We start from the raw sequence: 17490 nt of genomic DNA, 5'->3' as shown, positions 1-17490 counted from the left end.
GCCCTCGCGGGACGGCGCCCCGCGAGGGATGCTGGAGACGTGGCACGACGAGTGCCGGCACGACGAGCGCGAGGCGCCACGAGCGGCCGGCGGGCCGCGAGGAGATGAGCGACGTGTACGACTTGCACATCGACACCGACGTGACCGTGCAGCTCAGTGGCTGCAGCCGGGAGGACGCGCAGGCCGTCTTCGACGTCCTCGACGCCGTCTACGAGCTGGAGGACGTGTCCGCCCCGGGCCCCCAGGCGGCCGCCGCGCTTTCGCCCACCGTCTGGACGGCCACCTTCGACACGGCCGGCGGGCGCCACCAGGAGGTGCGTCCCACCCCTCTGACCTCCCCGGTCGGCGCCACGCTCAGCGGTGGCTACCACGCCGTCAACGAGGTCGAGAAGGTGCTCGCCACCGGCTTCGACATCCAGTCCCAGCAGTCCGTCTCCGGTGACCAGGAGACCGAGGCCCGACTGCTGCTCGCGTCCCGCTGAGCCTGAGGCGCTGAGGCGCTGAGGCGCGAACTCCCCGGACGGAGCGGACGGGCGCCGTCCGGGGTTCGCGCATGCCCGCGTGCTTGAAGGACCCCCCTGCCTTCCCCGGTATACACCGTGTGTAGAGTCTTCCGTCTGCCGTGAGTGCCGCCCTGACCAGGCGGTTTCCGGCCGTACCGAAGACATCACCGGGGAAAGCGGGTTTCACCATGTTCCGATCCAGGCTGGGCCGACGCGGGGGCAAGGCCACTGTCCTGATCGCGGCGGCGGCGTTGATGTTGACGCTCAGCGGCTGCGGGGTCGACACCATCACTCCGCAGGACGCCAGGGGAGAGGGTGGAACGGACGACAAGGCGGGCACCGCCGCCCGTCGCGTCGACTGCGACAAGGCGAAGTGCATCGCGCTGACCTTCGACGCCGGGCCCGGCAAGGACACCCCCCGGCTCCTCGACATCCTCAAGGAGAAGCAGGTTCCCGCGACCTTCTTCCTGCTCGGCAGCAAGCACGTCGACCGCTACCCGCAGGTGGTCAAGCGAATAGCCGACGAGGGTCACGAGGTCGCCAACCACACCTGGACCCATCGGATCCTCACCGATCTCGACGAGTCGGAGGTCCGCGACGAGCTGTCCCGCACCCAGGACGCCGTCGAGAAGATCACCGGCCGGAGGCCCACCCTCATGCGCCCGCCGCAGGGCCGCACCGACGGAGCCGTGTCCGACGTCAGCCGGGAACTCGGGCTCGCCCAGATCCTGTGGAGCATCACGGCCAAGGACTACTCCACCACCGACTCCGCCCTCATACGGCAGCGCGTGCTCGAGCAGGCGCACGGCGACGGCATCATCCTGCTCCACGACATCTACGACGGCACCGTCCCCGCCGTTCCCTCCATCATCGACGAGCTCAAGCGGCGGGGCTTCACCTTCGTGACCGTGCCCGAACTGCTCGCCCCGGGCAAGGCCGAGCCGGGCGCCGTCTACCGCCCCGAGAAGGACTGACGAGACCACCCGAAACCGGGTGAGGTGACTCACACCGCCCACAGGGGAACGCTCGGAACATTCGGGAAAGGTTCACCGTTCATACCTATGTGACGTCGAAGGGGCCCGGTCCCCAAGGTCCCCCCCTGAGGTGACCGCTCTTCGCGTCACGGCAGATCGGCCCCGGTTGGAATCCCCCGTCCAACCGGGGCTCTGTCGTTCCCGGCCACCCTTCCGCACGGCACGGCAGCGGCGCGTGAGCGGCGCGCACCCCGGCGCGTTCGACCCGTTCGAGTGAGCCCTCGCATGGTGGCTCCGCCCTCGGGCAGTGATCATCCCGAGCGTCGAGTCGATCACTCGCCGGCCGCTCCGACCAGGGACGATCGAAGGGGGACCCATGCTCCACACGACCCCGCGCACCCGCCGCGCGCTCCTGACCGCGGCCGCCGCGCTCCTGTTGTCCGGCTGCACCGCCGTCGGGCCCGGAATCCCCACGCACCCGGGCGTTCCCTCCGGCAAGACGGCCCAGGACGCGCTCCTCAAGGCCGCCGAGCACCGGCTCGTCGGGGACTGTCTGAGCGGCCGGGGAATCTCGCTGACGTCCAGGCCCCGGGCCCCGGGCGAGGAGCGGAAGCTCCAGGCGGCGCTGTTCGGCGCCGGTCCCCGAGAGCTCTCCGTCACCCTCGCCACGGGCGCCACCGTCACCGCCCACGAGGACGGCTGCGTCGCAGGCGCCCGGCAGCGGCTCTACGGCGACCAGCGCCGCTGGTTCCGGGCCCAGGTCGTCGTCGACAACCTCCGCGCCGAGGCCCAGGCCCGGATGCGCGCCGACCCCGCCCATCAAGCGGCACTCGCCCGGTGGACCCGATGCGTGACACCACCGGGCGGCCCCCGCCCCGACCGTCCCGATCCGGCCGTCGCCGGTCGCTGCTCCCGCGAGAGCGGACTCGACGAGGTCCGCGCGCGGCTTGAGGCCGCCGAGCTGGTCACGGTGCGCGCGCTGCGCCGGGACGAGCTCACCACCTACCGGCAGCTGCGCGACCGCGCACTGCGGCAGGCAGTCGAACTGCCCGCGCCCACCCACCCGCAGAAAGGCACCACCCACTCGTGAAGCGACTTCTCGTCACCACCGCCGCGGCCCTGTTCGCCGCCACCGCCGGTCTCGCCCTCGCGACCTCCGCCGGCGCGGCCGAATGCCCCAGCGGTGAGTTCTGCGTCTGGCAGGACTCCAACTTCGGTGGCCAGCGCGCCAACTGGAGCGGGGACGACGGCTGGTGGGAGAGCTGGATCTCCGACACCGACTCCTCCTGGGCCAACCACGGCATCTCCGGACCCGGCATCAAGGACCACGTCAAGGTCTACGAGAGCGCCTGGCAGGGCGGCAGCATGACCATCTGTCTCGCCCCGGGCCAGGAGGTCGGCTACAACGGAGCGGCCAACGACCGGGGTGACTCCCACACCTGGTCGATGGGCTGCTGACCGACTCCACGCGCCCTCCCCGCGCCGTGGCACGGCCGCCCGTGCCCCTCCCCGCCCCTCACCGGTCGGGGAGGGGCTCGGCGCGGCCCGTCCGGGCTCCGGAGCCGCCCGGCATACGTATTAGGGGTTCCGGTGTGCGTGTGAGGAGCGTCGTCGGTAGTGCCGCCACAGCCACCAGCCGCCCGAGGCCAGGCAGCTGGCGGTGAGGACGATCCCCACGACCGGCCACCGTCCGCCCGCGATACGGATGTCCGTGACGATCACCAGGAAGAGGGCGACGGTCGGCAGCAGAACGGAACCGACGGCCTTCAGCCCCGCACGTGCCATGAGGGGGTCGAGCCGGACACCCCGCGAGGAGCGAGGGTCGGGGGAGCCGACGTAGAAGACGGTGGCGCGGTCGGTCAGGAACGTGGTGCCCCGGTGGTACCCGACGGCCATGTACGGGAGCCAGACCAGCGGCGCCACCAGACCGACCAGGAACACGGCGCCGAGGAGCGCCCATCTGCCGACGCGGACCCAGCGGCCGGCGCCGTCGTCCGGCGTGACGAGACCGAGGAGCCGCGCCATCCTCGCGATCAGGTCCCGGAACGCTGCCAGGCGCCCCCGGCCGCCTCCGCTCCCGGGCCGGGTTCCGCCCGGATCGAGCGCTGCACGCGCGGTCTCGGTGTCCTCGTACACCCCTTGCAGAACGAGGAGTTCGGCGCCGCGCTCAGGGTCGGTGGAGTCGCGCCCCTCGACGGCGGCGATCTCCAGCACCGTGCGCACCTGGGTGAGGAGCGCACCGCAGAAGGCCAGGGGGATGAGCAGCAGGAAGGGCCCACCGACGAACGCGCCCTCCGCCGTCACCGCCCGTCGCCCACGGGTCGCGACCAGGGCGCGCAGCGCGGCCGCGTCGGCCTCGGGGTGGGCCTCACGGAGGCGGGCGACGCTCGGGCCGGCCCCCGGGCCCAGATGGCGCAGAGCGAAGGACGCGAGCGACTCCGGAAGCCTGCCGGGCTCTGCCAGGACCTCCTTCAGCAGGGATCCGGCGAGCCCGGCGGCCGGTGCCGCCCGCGCCCTTTTCCGCACGTCCGCGTGCGCTCTCTTCTCATGCTCCTCCTGGGCCTCAGGCCAGGATCTTGGCCTTCGCCTTCTCGAACTCCTCGGGCGTGATCGCGCCCTTGTCCTTCAGCTCGGCCAGCCGGGCCAGCTCGTGGGCGGCACCGCCACCGCCTTCCTGGGGGCCGGCGGTCTTGCGGATGTAGTCCTGCAACGCGGCCTCGCTCTCCTTGGCCCGTTTGACGTCACGCTCGCCCATGCCCTTGCCCCGGGCGATGACGTAGACCAGCACGCCCAGGTACGGGAGCAGGATGCAGAAGATCAGCCAACCGGCCTTCGCCCAGCCGTTCAGGGAGTGGTCCCGGAAGATGTCGCTGATCACCTTGAACAGCAGGAACAGCCACATGATCCAGAGGAAGAACCACAGCATGGTCCAGAAGAGGTCGAGGAGAGGGTAGTCGTCCATACCGGCGCACTCCGTTCCCGCACCGGCCGGGGAGGCCGGGCATGGAGCGAGTTTCACCCAGCCCGGCCGCCTCCGCATGTCGTGGCCGCTCCACGTGCGGGCCCCCGGCGACCGTGTTCGGATGGATGCCGCGTACCGCACGAGGAACGGAGCGCAACGGGGCCGGTGGAATGTGTCGTGCTCGCTTTCCCGGGAGAGCGGCTGACGCTGTCGGCGGTGACGGCCCAGGCGGATCTGCGCCGCGGGGACACGGCCGCCACCCCACCGGCGCCGGTGACCGATCAGCTCGTCCGGCTCGGCGAACTCGCCCGGCAAGGGCTGCTCACCCCCGAGGAGTTCGCGGCCGCCACGGCCGCACTCCTCGGCGCCTGAGGCAACTCGGGGTCGGCTCAGGCGCCGCGCAGGGCCGCGAGCGCGCGGTCGGCGTGGGCGCTCATGCGCAGTTCGCTGCGTACGACCTCCCGCACCCGCCGGTCCTGGCCGATCACGAACGTCACCCGCTTCGTCGGCGCGAGCGAGAACCCGCGCTTCACGCCGAACCGGTCGCGCACGGCACCGTCCGGGTCCGACAGCAGGGGATAGCCGAGGGAGTGCCGTTCGGCGAACTCCTGCTGTCGCTCCACCGGGTCCGTGCTGATGCCGACGGGCAGCGCGCCGACGGCGCGGAACTCGGCCGCGAGATCCCGGAAGTGGCAGGCCTCGGCGGTGCAGCCGGGGGTGAGTGCCGCCGGGTAGAAGAAGAGGACGACCGGCCCTTCGGCCAGCAGACCGCTCAGAGAACGCGCGGCCCCCGTCTCGTCCGGCAGGCTGAAATCCTCGACGAGGTCACCGACGTTCATAGAGGCCCGTCCCCGATCCGTACGTGCTCCGCCACCGGCGCGTCCGGTGGCCGGCCGGTGACGTTACCGCACGGTAGGACCCGCCGTCACCCTTTCGGGTGGCCGGTCAAGCCCGGTCAGGCTTGCTGCGCCGTAGTAGCAGTAGCAGCCGTAGTCGCCGCCGCCCCGCCCCGGGCCGTGGCGCGCCGGTCGAGCACGGTGAGGGCGCGCTCGCCCCAGCGCAGGTTCTCCTCCTCGAAGAACCGGCCGCGCATCAGCGTGAGGTACGGGCCGACCCGCTCCGCTTCGTCGAGGTACGTCTCCTCGTCCCGTCCGGCCAGCATCCATTCCCGCAGCCGGTCGTAGCGCGCCAGCTTGGCCCGCGACGTCTCCATCCGCTGGGCCACGAACCCGCGCACCGCCGCCGTGTCGCCCTCGTCGCAGGCCTGGACCTGGACCAGCAGCTCGTCCCGTACGGCGCTGGGGCGCGGCGGCGTGGCCGTGTAGGAGGCCAGATCCCGCATGCCCGGCTCCGTGAGGCTGAACATCCGCTTGTTGGGACGCCGTTCCTGCTCCACCACGCGCGCCGTGATCAGGCCGGCCTCGGCGAGCTTGTCCAGCTCGCGGTAGAGCTGCTGCGGGGTGGCGGCCCAGAAGTTGGCGACGGACACGTCGAAGATCTTGGCAAGGTCGTATCCGGAGGCCTCGCCCTCCAGGAGAGCTGCGAGGACGGCGTGCTTGAGGGACATCCCGACACGCTAGCAGCACGTTGAATAGTTTCCTCCGCACCTATTCAACCGGCGATCCCCAGGCCGGACGGGGGTCCTACGCTGGCACGTCCGTCCGGCGCCTGCCTAGGCTGGAGGGAGGGGACGGCAGATCCGAGGGGCAGCGCGATGGACAGCCACACGTTTGTCTACACCACCTATATCCGGACCACCCCCGACGAGCTGTGGAAGGCGCTCACGGACCCGGCGTTCACCCGGCGGTACTGGGGTGTGGCCTTCGAGAGCGAGTGGACCCCCGGCGCCCCCATGGTCTGGGACGAGGACGGCCGCCGGACCGTCGACCCCGAGCAGGTCGTCCTGGAGGCCGAGCCCGGCCGCCTCCTGTCGTACACCTGGCACACCTTCACACCGGACTGGGCGCGGGCCGTGCGGCTCGACCAGGACGTGTACGAGCGGCTCGCCCGGGAGCCCCGGTCCACGGTGACCTTCCTGATCGAGCCCTCGGGCGACACGGTCAAGCTCACGGTCACCCATGACGACCTGGACCCCGACGGTCTGATGAAGGGGATGATCGGCGAGGGCTGGCCCGCGCTGATCTCCAGTCTCAAGTCCCTTCTGGAGACGGGCGAGGAACTCCCGGAACCGCCCCGCTGAGCCTGTCGCCGACCGCCTCCCCGAGCCGGTCGGCGACCCTCTTGAACCGGTCGGCAACTGCCCTCCCTGAGCCGGTCGGCAACCGCCCTCCCTGAGCCGGTCGGCATCGCCCCGCTGATCCATTCGAGTCGTCTCAGCCGCCACTCCGGCGCCACACCCGCCCCCTTGATCATCTGTTTCTCCTTTCATCCGATTTGATGCTTAGGTCGGCATCGTCTGCCGGCCTCCTGGTCGTCGTCGGAAAGGGGAGGGTGTGTCGGACGTGTCGTCACGCAGATACGTACGGGGGTGGGGAGCGCTCTCCCTGGCGGTCGGAGCCGTTCTCGTCAGTACGGCGGCCCAGTCGCCCACCGACCCCGACACGCGTTCCTTCGCGGTCCCGGAACCCACCGCCCTCGTCACGGTGGACGGCTGTGCCGCCGCCGGCGGTCTCTGCTCCGCACCCCGCCACACCGTCGAGCTCCGGGGCGGACGGGTCCTGACAGGGGAGGCGTTCACCCTCGGAGACCAGGTCTCCGGACCCGTGGAACTCGCGCTGCGCACCCCCGGCGTACTCGCCGACGTCACCGTCACCGATCAGCGCGGCCGTCGCGTCGCGGGGGCGCCGAGCGGCGACGGCACCCGCTGGACCAGCGCCGTGCCACTCCCCGCGGGCGCCCGGTACGCGGCCCGCCTCGTCGTCGAGCGGGCCGGGACCCAAGGCGCCGACCGTCACGTGGCCCGCCTGGACTTCCGTACGACGGCCGCCCCCGCCGGGGAACGGCTCACCGTCACCTTCGGCCCCGACGACGGCGGCACGTACGGCGTGGGCCAGCCGGTCACCGCCGAACTCAGCCACCCCGTACCGGCGGACGAACCCCAGGCCCGCCGCGTCGTCGAACGCGCCCTCCTCGTGCGGGCCGAACCCCATGTCGAGGGCGCCTGGTACTGGGTCGACTCCGACACCCTCCACTACCGGCCGCGCGCGTACTGGCCCGCCCACACCACGGTCCGGGTGCGCAGCGGCCTGGACGGGGCCAGGGTCATCGGCGGCCTGTACGGGGGCCGCTCACAGCCCGTCACCTTCACCACCGGGGCCAGGCTCGAAGCCGTCACCGACGTCGCCGCCCTCACGACGACCGTGTTCCGCGACGGCGAGCCGATCCGCACCTTCCCGGTCACCACCGGCAAGGCCGGCTACCGCACCCGGGGCGGCACCAAGGTCGTCCTCGGCAAGGAGCCGCTCGTCCGGATGCGCGGCGACTCCATCGGCATCACCCGTGGCAGCGGCGACTACTTCGACCTGAAGGTCCGCTGGGCCACCCGGGTGACCTGGAGCGGCGAGTACCTGCACGCCGCGCCCTGGTCGCTCGACGCGCAGGGCAGCGAGAACGTCAGCCACGGTTGCACCGGCATGAGCACCGAGGACGCCGCCTGGCTGTTCTCCACCGTGCGCGAGGGCGATCTCGTCCGCGTGGTCAACGGGTACGGCGAACCCATGACCCCCTTCGACAACGGCTTCGGCGACTGGAACCTCAGTTGGCCCGAGTGGCTCCGGGGCAGCGCCTTCGCCTCCGGCGCCGCGGCCCACCGCTCCGGAAGCGCCGGGGCCGCCCTCCGCCCGGCACTGTGACCGCTCGCCGGCCCGGCACCGGAGGTTCAGCGCCCCGGCGTCGGCCCGTCCGCCCCGGTCGACGTCTCCGGCGCGGTGGGAACCGTCGCCGGGGAGGGCTCGCCGACGCTCAGCCTCGGACGCCGCCGCAGCCCCGCACCGACCAGGACGCCCAGGGCGATCGCGGCCACGGTGATCACCGTGTTCACCAGGCTGTCCAGGCCGCCCCCGGTGTCCCCCTCCACGATGATCTCCGAGACGCTCGTGAGTCCGACGGCGCCGGGCACGAGCAGCCAGAAGCACGGCAGGAAGATCACCTGGTCCGGAGTGTGCGAGTGGCGCGAGATCCAGCGCGCCATCAGGGGCAGCAGCATGCCGGCCGCGAAGGCGCCGAAGGTCACCCCGGCGAACTCGGAGGCCACCGACTGCACGAACCGCTCGGCGACCAGGGCGCCGAGCAGCCAGGGGGTGACCCGTGGCGGGGCGGAGAAGTACAGCAGGAACCCGAAGCCGAGCAGCAGCACGCCGACCCAGGGCGCCCAGGTGCCGAGCGGTTCGGCCGCCGGCCCGGACGACGGGTGGGGCTTGACGAGTTCGGTGCCGACCAGGATGCCGAGGGCCAGGAGCAGCAGCACGTTCAGGGCCCCGGCCAGCCGGGCGATGCCCGACAGGGCGGCTCCGGTGGCCAGTTCGATGGCGCCCAGCGTCAGCGCGGCGCCGGGCAGGAAGGCGATCAGCGGCGGGATGTACAGCACGGTCGGCGCCTCGTGCAGCAGCGGGCCCGCCCAGCGCAGCGAGGCCGCCGTGACGAGGATCGCCGCGACCACCGGCAGCGCGGTACGGGCAGCGGGGAGCCGGTCCCCGAAGAGCCGCAGCAGACCGACCCCCGCGCCGAGCGCCGTGTAGCCGATCACGGCCGGGACGGTCGCGTGCCGCATCGCGCCCAGGCCCACGGTGAGCAGGACGTAACCGAGCACGGCGGCCGCCGGACTGAACGGCTCCGGGCGCTCCCTGAGTTCCCGGAGCGCCTGTGACACGTCCTCGAACGGCATGGCCTCGGCGCGCATCCGCTTCACCAGGGACTGCAGCGCCTCCACCTGGTCGAGCCGCAGGGCGGGCCCTTCGACAGGGGCGAAGTCCAGCTCGCCGCCCCGGCCGTCGGGGCCGCCGCCGACCCGGACGAAGAGACCGGTGGGGACCACGAAGGACCGCACCCGCATCCCGTAGCGCGCGGCCACGTCGTGCAGCGCGCTCTCCACCTCGGCCGTCTGCTCCCCGGCCCGCAGCAGCTCGGCGCCGAGCTCGCAGAGGAGCGAGGCGAGATCCCTCAACCGCTCCCGGCCGGCGTCCTCCGCCTCCGGCACGGTGAGGGCGTCCCGGCCACGCCGCCGCGGCCACAGGGCGGCCGCCCTGCGGCCGAAAGCACGCACGTCGAAGCGGGACAACAGGCGCATTCGGGAGAAACTAGCAGCACCTCGCCCCGCACACCCGCCCGCCGCCCGCCGTGTCCACCAGAGTGAGTCCTGGCGGTACTCGACCGTCAGCCCTCGCGGTACTCGACCGTCAGGGTCACCGGCGTCGCCTGGTTCACGAAGAGATACGCGGTCCCGGTCGGCGCCGACGAGAACCCGAGCCTGAACTGCGTGACCCCGCCCCGGTTCAGCGCCGCGAGCGCCTCGGCCGAAAGGTCCGTCGACACCGCGCTCCCCGACGTGAACGCGTCGACGCGCGCCGCGCCCGGCACCGTCGCCGCCGCCGACCAGTCCGCCGGCTCGACCGCGCAGCCGCCGAAGCACCCCGTGCGCAGGTCCACCTGCAGCCGGTTGCCGGAGGGCGACGCCCAGGGGTCACCGGAGCCGCTGGACCTGGTGACGGTCAGCCAGGCCCGGGTGACCTCCTTGCCGGCCGGGATCCGGGAGGTGTCGAAGGAGACCACCGACCGGTTCACCTTGCCGTCCGTACCCCGCCCCAGCGCGAGCCCGTACACGTCCTCCAGGGTGCCGGCCGCCGCGCCCGAACCGTCCGCCGCCGCCTTCACGTACCCGTCCTCGGCGTCCGTGCTCGACAGGACCGTCCGGTCGCCCGTGGGCGGGGGCGTGCCGGTGCCGCGCAGCGCCCGCACCATGCCCATGATCGCCTCGATCTGCTTTCCGCCGTGCCGGGCGTAGGCCGCGTCGCCGAGGTAGCCCCACCAGTTCCAGCAGCCGTTCGGGTTCTCCAGGGTCGCGGTCGGTGCCGCCTGCGGATACAGCACGATCATGTCGTTGGTGTCGGCGTACTCGTTCAGATACGCGTTCTCCACGAACCGGGTTCCGAAGCCCTGGTACGCGTACCCCTGCTTGCAGCCGTGCAGCGCCACGAGCAGCTTGCAGCGGGCCCCCTGCGCACACGAGGCAGGGACGTACGCGAACCCCTCCGCGCCCATCGACAGGGCCGCCGCCGAGCCGCCCGGCGCGTACGCGTTCTGGTCGAAGCGGATCAGCGAGCCGCCGGTGCCGGAACCGGGCGCCACGACCGAGCCGAGGAGATGCCCGAGCAGCGCCCCCTCGGCGTCGATCCCGCAGTTGTTGAGGAACGGGGTCTGCGTCACCGTGCAGGAGTTGGGGCCGAGCGGAGTGATCCAGGCGTGCCCCGCCGCCGTCGACCGGTCGTACCGGACCCGGGCGCCGAAACGACCGTAGTAGTCGGCGAGAGCGTCCGCCACCGGCCGCTTCACCGTGGTGTCGCCGGAGCCGCTGAACACGTACACCGGGTCACCGGCCAGATTCGCCACCGGGTCGACCTGGCCCTGCGCCGACCGGTCGCGCGTGGCCTGTTCCAGGGCGGCGAGCTGAAGGTTCTGTGTGGTGTCCATGCAGGCGTTGAGCGCCGTGGCGAGCTGGCCGCGCGCGCAGTCGTACGGCCCCGACGCGAACGCCGCCGAGCCCACGAACGTACCCGAGTACGCGACGTGCAGCTGGGTCGCCATGTACCCGCCGGACGACACCCCGGCGCTGAACACGGAGCCGATGTCGTAGCCCTGGAGCGTGCCGGGCACCGGCGGGGGAGCGGCGGCCCCGGCGGGGGCCGCGGTGGGAAACAGGGTCGCGGCGACGCACAGCAGCAGCGCCGCGAAGCGGTGTGGCCCGCGGCGACGGGTGGGACGGGGTGAACGCATGGGATCTCCCGGGCGGCTCGTTCCTGACGGAGGGTCGGCCGGGAGGTTATGGGCGGTCGGCAGCCCTCCTCCATGGGCGAGGACGCCACAATCCGGCCACTCCGGTATGGCGGCCCGTCACCTGGCAGCCGCCGTGGGGCCGCCCGACGCGAGCTGCGAGGATGAGGTCATGACACACCACGAGGACAGGGACGGCCGGCTGGCCGAGGCGGTCGCACTGCGGGGGCAGGGCCACCGGGAAGAGGCCCGCGAGCGGCTCGTCGCCCTCGCCGCACGGCACCCGGAGGACGCGGAGATCGCGTACCAGACGGCCTGGGCGCACGACGTCCTCGGTCTGGAGAAGGAGGCCGTGCCGTACTACGAGCGCGCCCTCGCGGGCGGGGCCACGGGCACCGGGCTCACCCCCGAGGACCGGCGCGGGGCGCTCCTCGGTCTCGGCAGCACCTACCGCGTCCTCGGCCGCCACGAGGATTCCGTCGCCCTCCTGACCGGCGCCGTCGAGGAGTTCCCGGAGGACGGCTCCCTGCGGACCTTCCTCGCGATGGCCCTCTACAACACCGGCCGGCACCACGAGTCGACCCGGCTGCTGCTCCGTCTGCTCGCCGCCACCAGCGAGGACCCGTCCGTACGGCAGTACCGGCGGGCCATCGAGCACTACGCCGAGGACCTCGACGCGATCGGGTGAGCCGAGGAGGCCCGCGTCGTCAGTCGTTCACCGCCGTCAGGAGCACCACCGCGTCGTCCAGGGCGGTGATCCCGTGCCGCTCCCTGAGCATCCGCAGCGTGCCCGTCGAGAGTTCCTCCGTGCGGCCCGCCATCGTCAGGTTCACCCGGCCCCGCAGCACCTGGAGGCTGGCCGCCGGCGGCGCGTTGTGCTCGTCCAGGGACGTGCCCGCCGTCAGGGCGATCACGGACTGCCGGAGTACCCCGTCGTGCATGATCAGGTGGGCGCTGCGCCCGTGCGGCGCGGTGCGGGCCGCGGCCATGTGCTCGTCGGCCAGGGCGGTGAGGTCCAGCTTCATGACTCTCCCTGCGGGATGCGCGGGCGGATACCCCCAGCCTCCCGTGTGACGTCCGGGACGCAACTCGGGACCGTCTGTCCGGAACGCGCCACCACGATCCCGCCGGCGGCGACGCACACCCCGGCGGCGAGCAGCGCCGCGGACCAGCCGTGCTCCGCGTACAGCCAGGTCCCGGCGAGGGAGCCGAGGGCCCCGCCTCCGAAGGTGGACAGCATGAAGACCGTGTTGACCCGCGCGGCCACCTCCCGGCCGATCCCGAAGATCCTCGCCTGGTTGGCCACCTGGCAGGAGCTGACCCCCACCACCAGCAGATTCGCCGCGACGACCAGGCCCGCGGGGGAGTGCGGGACCAGGCCGGCCACACCGAGCCCGAGCGCCGCGAGCCCCAGGCCCCCGGCGCTGACGAGAGGGGCCCCGTACCGGTCGGTGAGCGGCCCCGCCGTCGCCGAGAGCAGCGCGGCGGGCAGCGTCAGCACCCCGAAGAGCCCGGCCGCGCCCGGCCCGTACCCCAGCGGCGACGCCGCCAGGTGGAAGGCGAGCACCGCCCAGAAGACGCTGAACGCGGCGAAGACACAGGCCCCGAGGAGCGCCGAGACCCGCAGCGCGCGATGGGCCGCCAGGAGCCCGGGCAGCCCGGCGAGGAGCCCGGCGTACGAGGTGCGGCCGCGCGCGCCCAGCCGCTCGGGCAGCCGGCGCGGCAGGACGCACAGCAGGGCCGCCGTCGCCGCGGCGGCCACGAGGTAGGCCGCCCGCCAGCTGCCGCTCGCGTCGGTGACGGCGCCCGAGACCGTACGCGACAGGGTCGAGCCCAGCGTGAGCCCGAGACCCATGAGCCCCACGGTCCGGCCCTGCCGCCCGGGGCCCGCGAGCACGGCCGCCACCGGGGTGAGGATCTGTGGGAGCACCGTCGTCGTGGACAGCGCGAGCGTCGCGAGCGTCAGCGTGACCACACCGGGTGCCGCCGCCGCGACGAGCAGCGCGGCGGTGGTGAGGGCGAGCAGCACCGAGGTCAGGCGTCGGAGCCGCGCGGTGTCGGCCAGCGGCACGAGCAGCAGGATGCCGAGCGCGTACCCGATCTGCGCGGCCGAGGCGACGAGTCCCGCCGTCCGCTCCGACACGTCGAGGCCCCGTGCGACAGCGGCGAGGAGCGGCTGCGGGAAGTAGATGTTGGCGACGGTGACGGCGCCGGCGACGGCGAAGAGGGGGACGTTCACCCTCACCGGCCGCCCGGGCGCGGTGGAGGGGGTCGGGGCGGTGGCGCGAGGCTCCACGAAGTCTCTTCCGTACGGGGGAGGGGGACGCCTCCAGGCTCCCCGCCCCCGCCCGGGCGGAACAAGCTGTCATCATGAAACCGGCGTTGAGCCACACTCAACGATCACAGCGGTCGTACAGGAGGTCCGGTGCTCGAACGGTACGAACTGGAAACGTTCCTCACGCTCGCCGAGGAGCTCCACTTCGGGCGCACCGGCGAGCGTCTCGGCGTCTCCACCGGCCGCGTCAGCCAGACCGTGAAGAAGCTGGAGCGCCGCGTCGGCACCCCGCTCTTCGCCCGCACCAGCCGCAGCGTCGTCCTCACCCCGGTCGGTCTGCGTCTGTACGAGGACCTCCTGCCGGCCTGTGAGCAGATCCGTACGGCCCTGGCGCGGGCCACCGAGGCCGGACGCGGCGTCCACGGGAGACTGCGGGCCGGCTTCGGCACCCCCTGGGACGCAGAAATCCTCACGGCAGCCGCCGACGCCCTCATCGGCCGCCATCCCGGCTGCGAGATCACCGTCCGCGAGGTCCCCCTCGACGGCGGAGTCCGGCCCGTCCAGGACGGCGAGCTCGACATCCAGATCGCCGCCTTCCCCGTGCGCGAGCCGGAGCTGACCACCGGCCCCGTCGTCGTCCGCGACGACCGCGTCCTGCTGCTGCCCGCCGCCCACCCGCTGGCCGGACGACCGTCCCTCGGTCTTGAGGACCTCGCCGAGCTGCCTCTGATCACCATCGCGGGCGCCCACCCGCGCCATTGGCTCGACCACCACTACCCCCGGCAGACCCCGTCCGGGGCCGCCATCCCCCGGGGCCCGGTCGCGGCCACCTGGCAGGAGGTCCTCTCCCATGTGACGGCGGGCCGTGGCGGCACCCCGGGCGCGGCCCGGGGCGCCCGCTACCACCCCCGGCCCGGCATCGCCTACGTCCCCCTGCGGGACGCCCCGCCCCTCGAGTACGGCCTGGTCTGGCCCACCGCCGCCGAGTCCGCCCTGATCAGGGCGTTCGTGGCGGCGGTCGGGGCCGTACGGGAGGCATGACCCGGCCGTTCAGCCGCCGTCGCGGGGGACGAGCGCGCCCGTCAGATGGTCGTACGCCACGTGCGCGTGCAGCCGGACGCCGGTGACGAGCGTGTCGTCGTCCGCGTAGAAGTGCGGGTTGTGGTTGGTCACCAGACCCCTCCTGCCGGGCACCGGCACCGGTCGCCCGGACGCGTCCAGGGTGGCGTCCTGGACACCGAGCATCACGTACAGGCCGCCGAATCGGCTGACGAACTCGGAGACGTCGTCGTACCCGAGCGTCCCGCCCGTCTCCACCAGCCGCTCCTCGCCCACCACACGGCGGAAGGTCGGAAGGCCCGCCGCCACCCACGGCCCGCTGTTGTGCACGGGCGGCACGGGCTGCAGGTACTCCACCGTCGCCGTCGCCCCGAACGCCGCCGCCGAGTGCTCCGCGAGCGTCGTGAGGCGCTGCTCGACCCGTGCCATGTCGGACTCCACGGCACACCGGACCGTGCCCCACAGCGTCACCGTCTGCCCGACGATGTTGAATCGGCCGACGTCCTCGATGTGCCCGATGGACACCGTGACCGGGTCGAACGCCGACACCTGCCGGTACAGCTGGCCGATGCCCGTCAGGACCGCCCCCACCGCCGGCATCGGATCGATGCCCTCCCAGGGCGTGGAGCCGTGGGTCTGCTTCCCGGTGACGACGATACGGACGAGGGCCGAGGCACCGTACTGATTGCCGACCCGGTAACCGACGTACCCCTTCGGATGCGGAGTCACATGCAGCCCGAACGCCATCGTCGGCACCGGATCGGCGAACGCGCCCGCCTCGACCATCGCCCGCGCCCCGCCCTCCTCGGTGACCGGCGGGCCCTCCTCGGCGGGCTGGAAGACGAGGAGCACGGTGCCCGGCAACCGGTCGCGCACGCCCGCGAGCACCGTGGCCGCGCCGAGCAGCGCCGCCGTGTGGCAGTCGTGCCCACAGGCGTGCGAGACGGGGAACGGGCCGCCCGGGTAGGCGGTGTCGACCGCCTCGGAGGCGAAGTCCGCCCCGCACAGGTCCTGGACCGGCAGCGCGTCCATGTCCGCCCGCAGCGCCACGACCCGCTCGCCCGCGGTCCCGCCGCGCAGCACGCCCACGACCCCGTGCCCGGCGATACCGGTGCGGACCTCGTCCAGGCCGAGGGAGCGCAGGTGGTCCGCCACCAGGCGGGCCGTGTTCACCTCACGGTTGGACAGCTCGGGATACCGGTGCAGGTGGCGGCGCCAGGCCACCACCTGGTCCGCCACCTCGGCCGCCCGTCTGTCCAGTTCGTCGTGGATCGCCTCGCCGCCCAACGTGACTCCCTGTCGTTCCGGCCGATGACGATCGGCCGTGGCCATGGGGTACGTGCTCCACCAGGCTGCCATCCCGGGCGGCACCCGGCACGGTCCCGGCGGGCACCCGCCGCACCCTCACGATCGCCGAGCTGATCGCCGGGCCGTTCGTCGAGCTGATCGCCGGACCGTCCGCCTAGCCGATCGTCACCACGCGCGCCCAGTCCGGCGGGGTGTCCGGCCGGTAGTCGGGATCGCTCTCGATCCACGAACCGCCGCGCGACCCGTCACGGGGGAACAGCCCCACCACCGTCCGGCACGGCGGCCGCTCGGAAGGCCACGGGGTCTGGCCGTCCGTCAGGACCACGATGACGTCGGGCCGGGGCGCCGTCCGCAGCGCCCGGGAGAAGCCCGCACGAAGATCCGTACCGCCGCCGCCCACCAACGGGATGCCCTCGGCACGGCACAACGGATGCACGGTGCGGGCCGCCGCGTCGCACGACATCACGCTCACCAGGTCACGACGCCCGCCCACAGCCCGGGAGATCGCGGCCACCTCCAGGAGCGCGCCCCCCAGCTCGGCGTCGCTCACCGACCCCGACGTGTCCACGATCACCGTGACCCGGGGCGGCCGGCGCCGAAGACTCGGCAGGACGGCGCCCGGCAGCCCCGCCGAGCGCCGCGACGGCCGGCCGTACGAGTAGTCCTCACCCGCGCCGGAGGCGGAGGCCGCCGAACGGACCGCCGCCCCCAACAGGTCCCGCCACGGCTGCGGCGGGTGGAAGACCTCCTCCGCCCACCGCTTCCACCCCCTCGGCGCGCTCCCCGGGCGGCCCTTGACGGCCTGCGCCACCCGGAACCTGACGGCGTCCTGCTGCTGCTCGCTGAGGCCGTCCGCGCCGTCGGACCCCAGATCCCACTCCCGTTCCAGACCGTCGGCACCGCTGCCGCAGTCCAGCCAGGCGAGGTGCTGCATGCCGGAGCCGAGGCCGATCTGGCGCAGATAGTCCTCCATCAACTCGCCGGAGGTGAGCCCGAGGGAGCCCGGAGTGACCGCGTCCTCGGGCATGACCAGGCCGTCCCCGAACACGTCGTCGTTGATCTCGCAGTCCGCCGCGATGTTCGTCAGCAGCCTGGCGCCCGGGCCGGTGAGCCCACGGTCCCGGGCGACCCGGTCACCACGCCCGTGGTGGTCGCGCAGGAAGTGCGACACCTCGTGGACCCACACACCGGCCAGTTCCTCGACCGGCGTCCGGTTGACGAAGGCCGGCGAGACGTAGCAGCGCCAGTGCCGGTCCACCGCCATCGTCGGCACCTGCCGGGACTCGACGACGTGCAGGGCGAACAACGCGGTCGCCAGATAGGGCCGGGCCCGGACGGCCAACAGCCGGGCGGCGAAGAGCTTGTCGAGATCGAGCGACGGTCCGGCGCCGGCGCACGGGCCCGCGCCGGCGCTTGCGTCCGCGCCCGCGCGGGCATCGGCGCCTTTGCCCGCACCCACGCCCG

The 17490-nt window shown here is 73.2% G+C and carries 19 protein-coding genes; 9 read left to right on the top strand and 10 right to left on the bottom strand.

Going from position 1 to position 17490, the window contains the following annotated elements:
* The first annotated feature begins 104 nt into the window (after window positions 1-104).
* The 4 genes from ACIP8Z_RS06850 (at window position 105) to ACIP8Z_RS06835 (ending at window position 2935) form a co-directional block, all read left to right on the top strand.
* Window positions 105-482: a hypothetical protein gene (locus tag ACIP8Z_RS06850; protein ID WP_402079667.1), complete on the top strand. Its 378-nt coding sequence runs from the start codon at window positions 105-107 to the stop codon at window positions 480-482.
* Between the two features lie 209 nt (window positions 483-691).
* Window positions 692-1477, top strand: coding sequence for a polysaccharide deacetylase family protein (locus ACIP8Z_RS06845; RefSeq protein ID WP_402079665.1), 786 nt, complete (start codon window positions 692-694; stop codon window positions 1475-1477).
* A 376-nt stretch (window positions 1478-1853) separates the two neighbouring features.
* Window positions 1854-2567, top strand: a complete 714-nt coding sequence (locus ACIP8Z_RS06840; protein ID WP_402079662.1) for a hypothetical protein — start codon at window positions 1854-1856, stop codon at window positions 2565-2567.
* Window positions 2564-2935 (top strand): peptidase inhibitor family I36 protein, encoded by a 372-nt coding sequence (locus ACIP8Z_RS06835; RefSeq protein WP_266972555.1) that lies wholly within the window; start codon window positions 2564-2566, stop codon window positions 2933-2935. Before ACIP8Z_RS06840 ends, ACIP8Z_RS06835 begins: the two co-directional genes overlap by 4 nt.
* A gap of 120 nt (window positions 2936-3055) precedes the next feature.
* Here ACIP8Z_RS06835 and ACIP8Z_RS06830 read toward each other — a convergent pair whose 3' ends face one another.
* Both ACIP8Z_RS06830 and ACIP8Z_RS06825 read right to left on the bottom strand, forming a co-directional pair.
* Window positions 3056-4003: a hypothetical protein gene (locus tag ACIP8Z_RS06830; protein WP_402079659.1), complete on the bottom strand. Its 948-nt coding sequence runs from the start codon at window positions 4001-4003 to the stop codon at window positions 3056-3058.
* A 37-nt stretch (window positions 4004-4040) separates the two neighbouring features.
* Window positions 4041-4439, bottom strand: a complete 399-nt coding sequence (locus tag ACIP8Z_RS06825) for an SHOCT domain-containing protein (protein ID WP_402079656.1) — start codon at window positions 4437-4439, stop codon at window positions 4041-4043.
* Between the two features lie 177 nt (window positions 4440-4616).
* On the opposite strand from ACIP8Z_RS06825, the gene ACIP8Z_RS06820 reads away from it, so the two are divergent.
* Window positions 4617-4811, top strand: a complete 195-nt coding sequence (locus ACIP8Z_RS06820; RefSeq protein ID WP_402079653.1) for a hypothetical protein — start codon at window positions 4617-4619, stop codon at window positions 4809-4811.
* Window positions 4812-4828: 17 nt separating this feature from the next.
* On the opposite strand, the gene ACIP8Z_RS06815 is transcribed toward ACIP8Z_RS06820, so the two are convergent.
* A complete protein-coding gene (locus ACIP8Z_RS06815) occupies window positions 4829-5278 on the bottom strand; it encodes a peroxiredoxin (RefSeq protein ID WP_030316940.1) in 450 nt (149 codons plus the stop codon).
* Window positions 5279-5394: 116 nt separating this feature from the next.
* The gene (locus tag ACIP8Z_RS06810) at window positions 5395-6006 is read right to left on the bottom strand and encodes a PadR family transcriptional regulator (protein ID WP_402079650.1); all 612 of its coding nucleotides are present in this window, start codon (window positions 6004-6006) and stop codon (window positions 5395-5397) included.
* A gap of 147 nt (window positions 6007-6153) precedes the next feature.
* Between ACIP8Z_RS06810 and ACIP8Z_RS06805 the strand changes: the two genes are divergently transcribed.
* Entirely contained in the window at window positions 6154-6639 is a 486-nt protein-coding gene (locus ACIP8Z_RS06805; protein ID WP_402079647.1) for an SRPBCC family protein, read from the top strand.
* A gap of 262 nt (window positions 6640-6901) precedes the next feature.
* Window positions 6902-8251 carry an Ig-like domain-containing protein gene (locus tag ACIP8Z_RS06800; protein WP_402079645.1) on the top strand — a complete coding sequence of 450 codons (1350 nt, stop codon included), beginning with the start codon at window positions 6902-6904 and terminating at the stop codon, window positions 8249-8251.
* Between the two features lie 26 nt (window positions 8252-8277).
* On the opposite strand, the gene ACIP8Z_RS06795 is transcribed toward ACIP8Z_RS06800, so the two are convergent.
* A complete protein-coding gene (locus ACIP8Z_RS06795) occupies window positions 8278-9684 on the bottom strand; it encodes a threonine/serine exporter ThrE family protein (protein WP_402079642.1) in 1407 nt (468 codons plus the stop codon).
* 86 nt (window positions 9685-9770) lie between these two features.
* Entirely contained in the window at window positions 9771-11387 is a 1617-nt protein-coding gene (locus ACIP8Z_RS06790; RefSeq protein WP_402079639.1) for a PHB depolymerase family esterase, read from the bottom strand.
* 169 nt (window positions 11388-11556) lie between these two features.
* On the opposite strand from ACIP8Z_RS06790, the gene ACIP8Z_RS06785 reads away from it, so the two are divergent.
* Entirely contained in the window at window positions 11557-12072 is a 516-nt protein-coding gene (locus tag ACIP8Z_RS06785) for a tetratricopeptide repeat protein (protein ID WP_402079637.1), read from the top strand.
* A gap of 19 nt (window positions 12073-12091) precedes the next feature.
* On the opposite strand, the gene ACIP8Z_RS06780 is transcribed toward ACIP8Z_RS06785, so the two are convergent.
* Entirely contained in the window at window positions 12092-12409 is a 318-nt protein-coding gene (locus ACIP8Z_RS06780) for a cupin (protein WP_402079634.1), read from the bottom strand.
* Complete coding sequence (locus tag ACIP8Z_RS06775) at window positions 12406-13680, bottom strand: MFS transporter (RefSeq protein WP_402079632.1); 1275 nt, start codon at window positions 13678-13680, stop codon at window positions 12406-12408. The genes ACIP8Z_RS06780 and ACIP8Z_RS06775 overlap by 4 nt, the downstream gene beginning before the upstream one ends.
* Before the next feature lie 129 nt (window positions 13681-13809).
* Between ACIP8Z_RS06775 and ACIP8Z_RS06770 the strand changes: the two genes are divergently transcribed.
* Window positions 13810-14700 (top strand): LysR family transcriptional regulator, encoded by an 891-nt coding sequence (locus ACIP8Z_RS06770; protein WP_402079629.1) that lies wholly within the window; start codon window positions 13810-13812, stop codon window positions 14698-14700.
* A 9-nt stretch (window positions 14701-14709) separates the two neighbouring features.
* On the opposite strand, the gene ACIP8Z_RS06765 is transcribed toward ACIP8Z_RS06770, so the two are convergent.
* A complete protein-coding gene (locus ACIP8Z_RS06765) occupies window positions 14710-16050 on the bottom strand; it encodes a M20 family metallopeptidase (protein WP_402079626.1) in 1341 nt (446 codons plus the stop codon).
* Between the two features lie 130 nt (window positions 16051-16180).
* Window positions 16181-17485: a VWA-like domain-containing protein gene (locus tag ACIP8Z_RS06760; protein WP_402079623.1), complete on the bottom strand. Its 1305-nt coding sequence runs from the start codon at window positions 17483-17485 to the stop codon at window positions 16181-16183.
* Between the last annotated feature and the right edge of the window lie 5 nt (window positions 17486-17490).

The sequence above is a fragment of the Streptomyces sp. NPDC088553 genome, from assembly GCF_044752965.1.
Taxonomy (GTDB): Bacteria; Actinomycetota; Actinomycetes; order Streptomycetales; family Streptomycetaceae; genus Streptomyces.
This window is presented reverse-complemented; position numbering and strand designations above follow the sequence as displayed.

Bases quoted from the DNA above. Each gene is read 5' to 3' on its own strand.
- ACIP8Z_RS06850 (WP_402079667.1), top strand. From the start codon at position 105: ATGAGCGACGTGTACGACTTGCACATCGACACCGACGTGACCGTGCAG.
- ACIP8Z_RS06845 (WP_402079665.1), top strand. From the start codon at position 692: ATGTTCCGATCCAGGCTGGGCCGACGCGGGGGCAAGGCCACTGTCCTG.
- ACIP8Z_RS06840 (WP_402079662.1), top strand. From the start codon at position 1,854: ATGCTCCACACGACCCCGCGCACCCGCCGCGCGCTCCTGACCGCGGCC.
- ACIP8Z_RS06825 (WP_402079656.1), bottom strand. From the start codon at position 4,439: ATGGACGACTACCCTCTCCTCGACCTCTTCTGGACCATGCTGTGGTTC.
- ACIP8Z_RS06815 (WP_030316940.1), bottom strand. From the start codon at position 5,278: ATGAACGTCGGTGACCTCGTCGAGGATTTCAGCCTGCCGGACGAGACG.
- ACIP8Z_RS06810 (WP_402079650.1), bottom strand. From the start codon at position 6,006: ATGTCCCTCAAGCACGCCGTCCTCGCAGCTCTCCTGGAGGGCGAGGCC.
- ACIP8Z_RS06805 (WP_402079647.1), top strand. From the start codon at position 6,154: ATGGACAGCCACACGTTTGTCTACACCACCTATATCCGGACCACCCCC.
- ACIP8Z_RS06795 (WP_402079642.1), bottom strand. From the start codon at position 9,684: ATGCGCCTGTTGTCCCGCTTCGACGTGCGTGCTTTCGGCCGCAGGGCG.
- ACIP8Z_RS06790 (WP_402079639.1), bottom strand. From the start codon at position 11,387: ATGCGTTCACCCCGTCCCACCCGTCGCCGCGGGCCACACCGCTTCGCG.
- ACIP8Z_RS06785 (WP_402079637.1), top strand. From the start codon at position 11,557: ATGACACACCACGAGGACAGGGACGGCCGGCTGGCCGAGGCGGTCGCA.
- ACIP8Z_RS06780 (WP_402079634.1), bottom strand. From the start codon at position 12,409: ATGAAGCTGGACCTCACCGCCCTGGCCGACGAGCACATGGCCGCGGCC.
- ACIP8Z_RS06765 (WP_402079626.1), bottom strand. From the start codon at position 16,050: ATGGCCACGGCCGATCGTCATCGGCCGGAACGACAGGGAGTCACGTTG.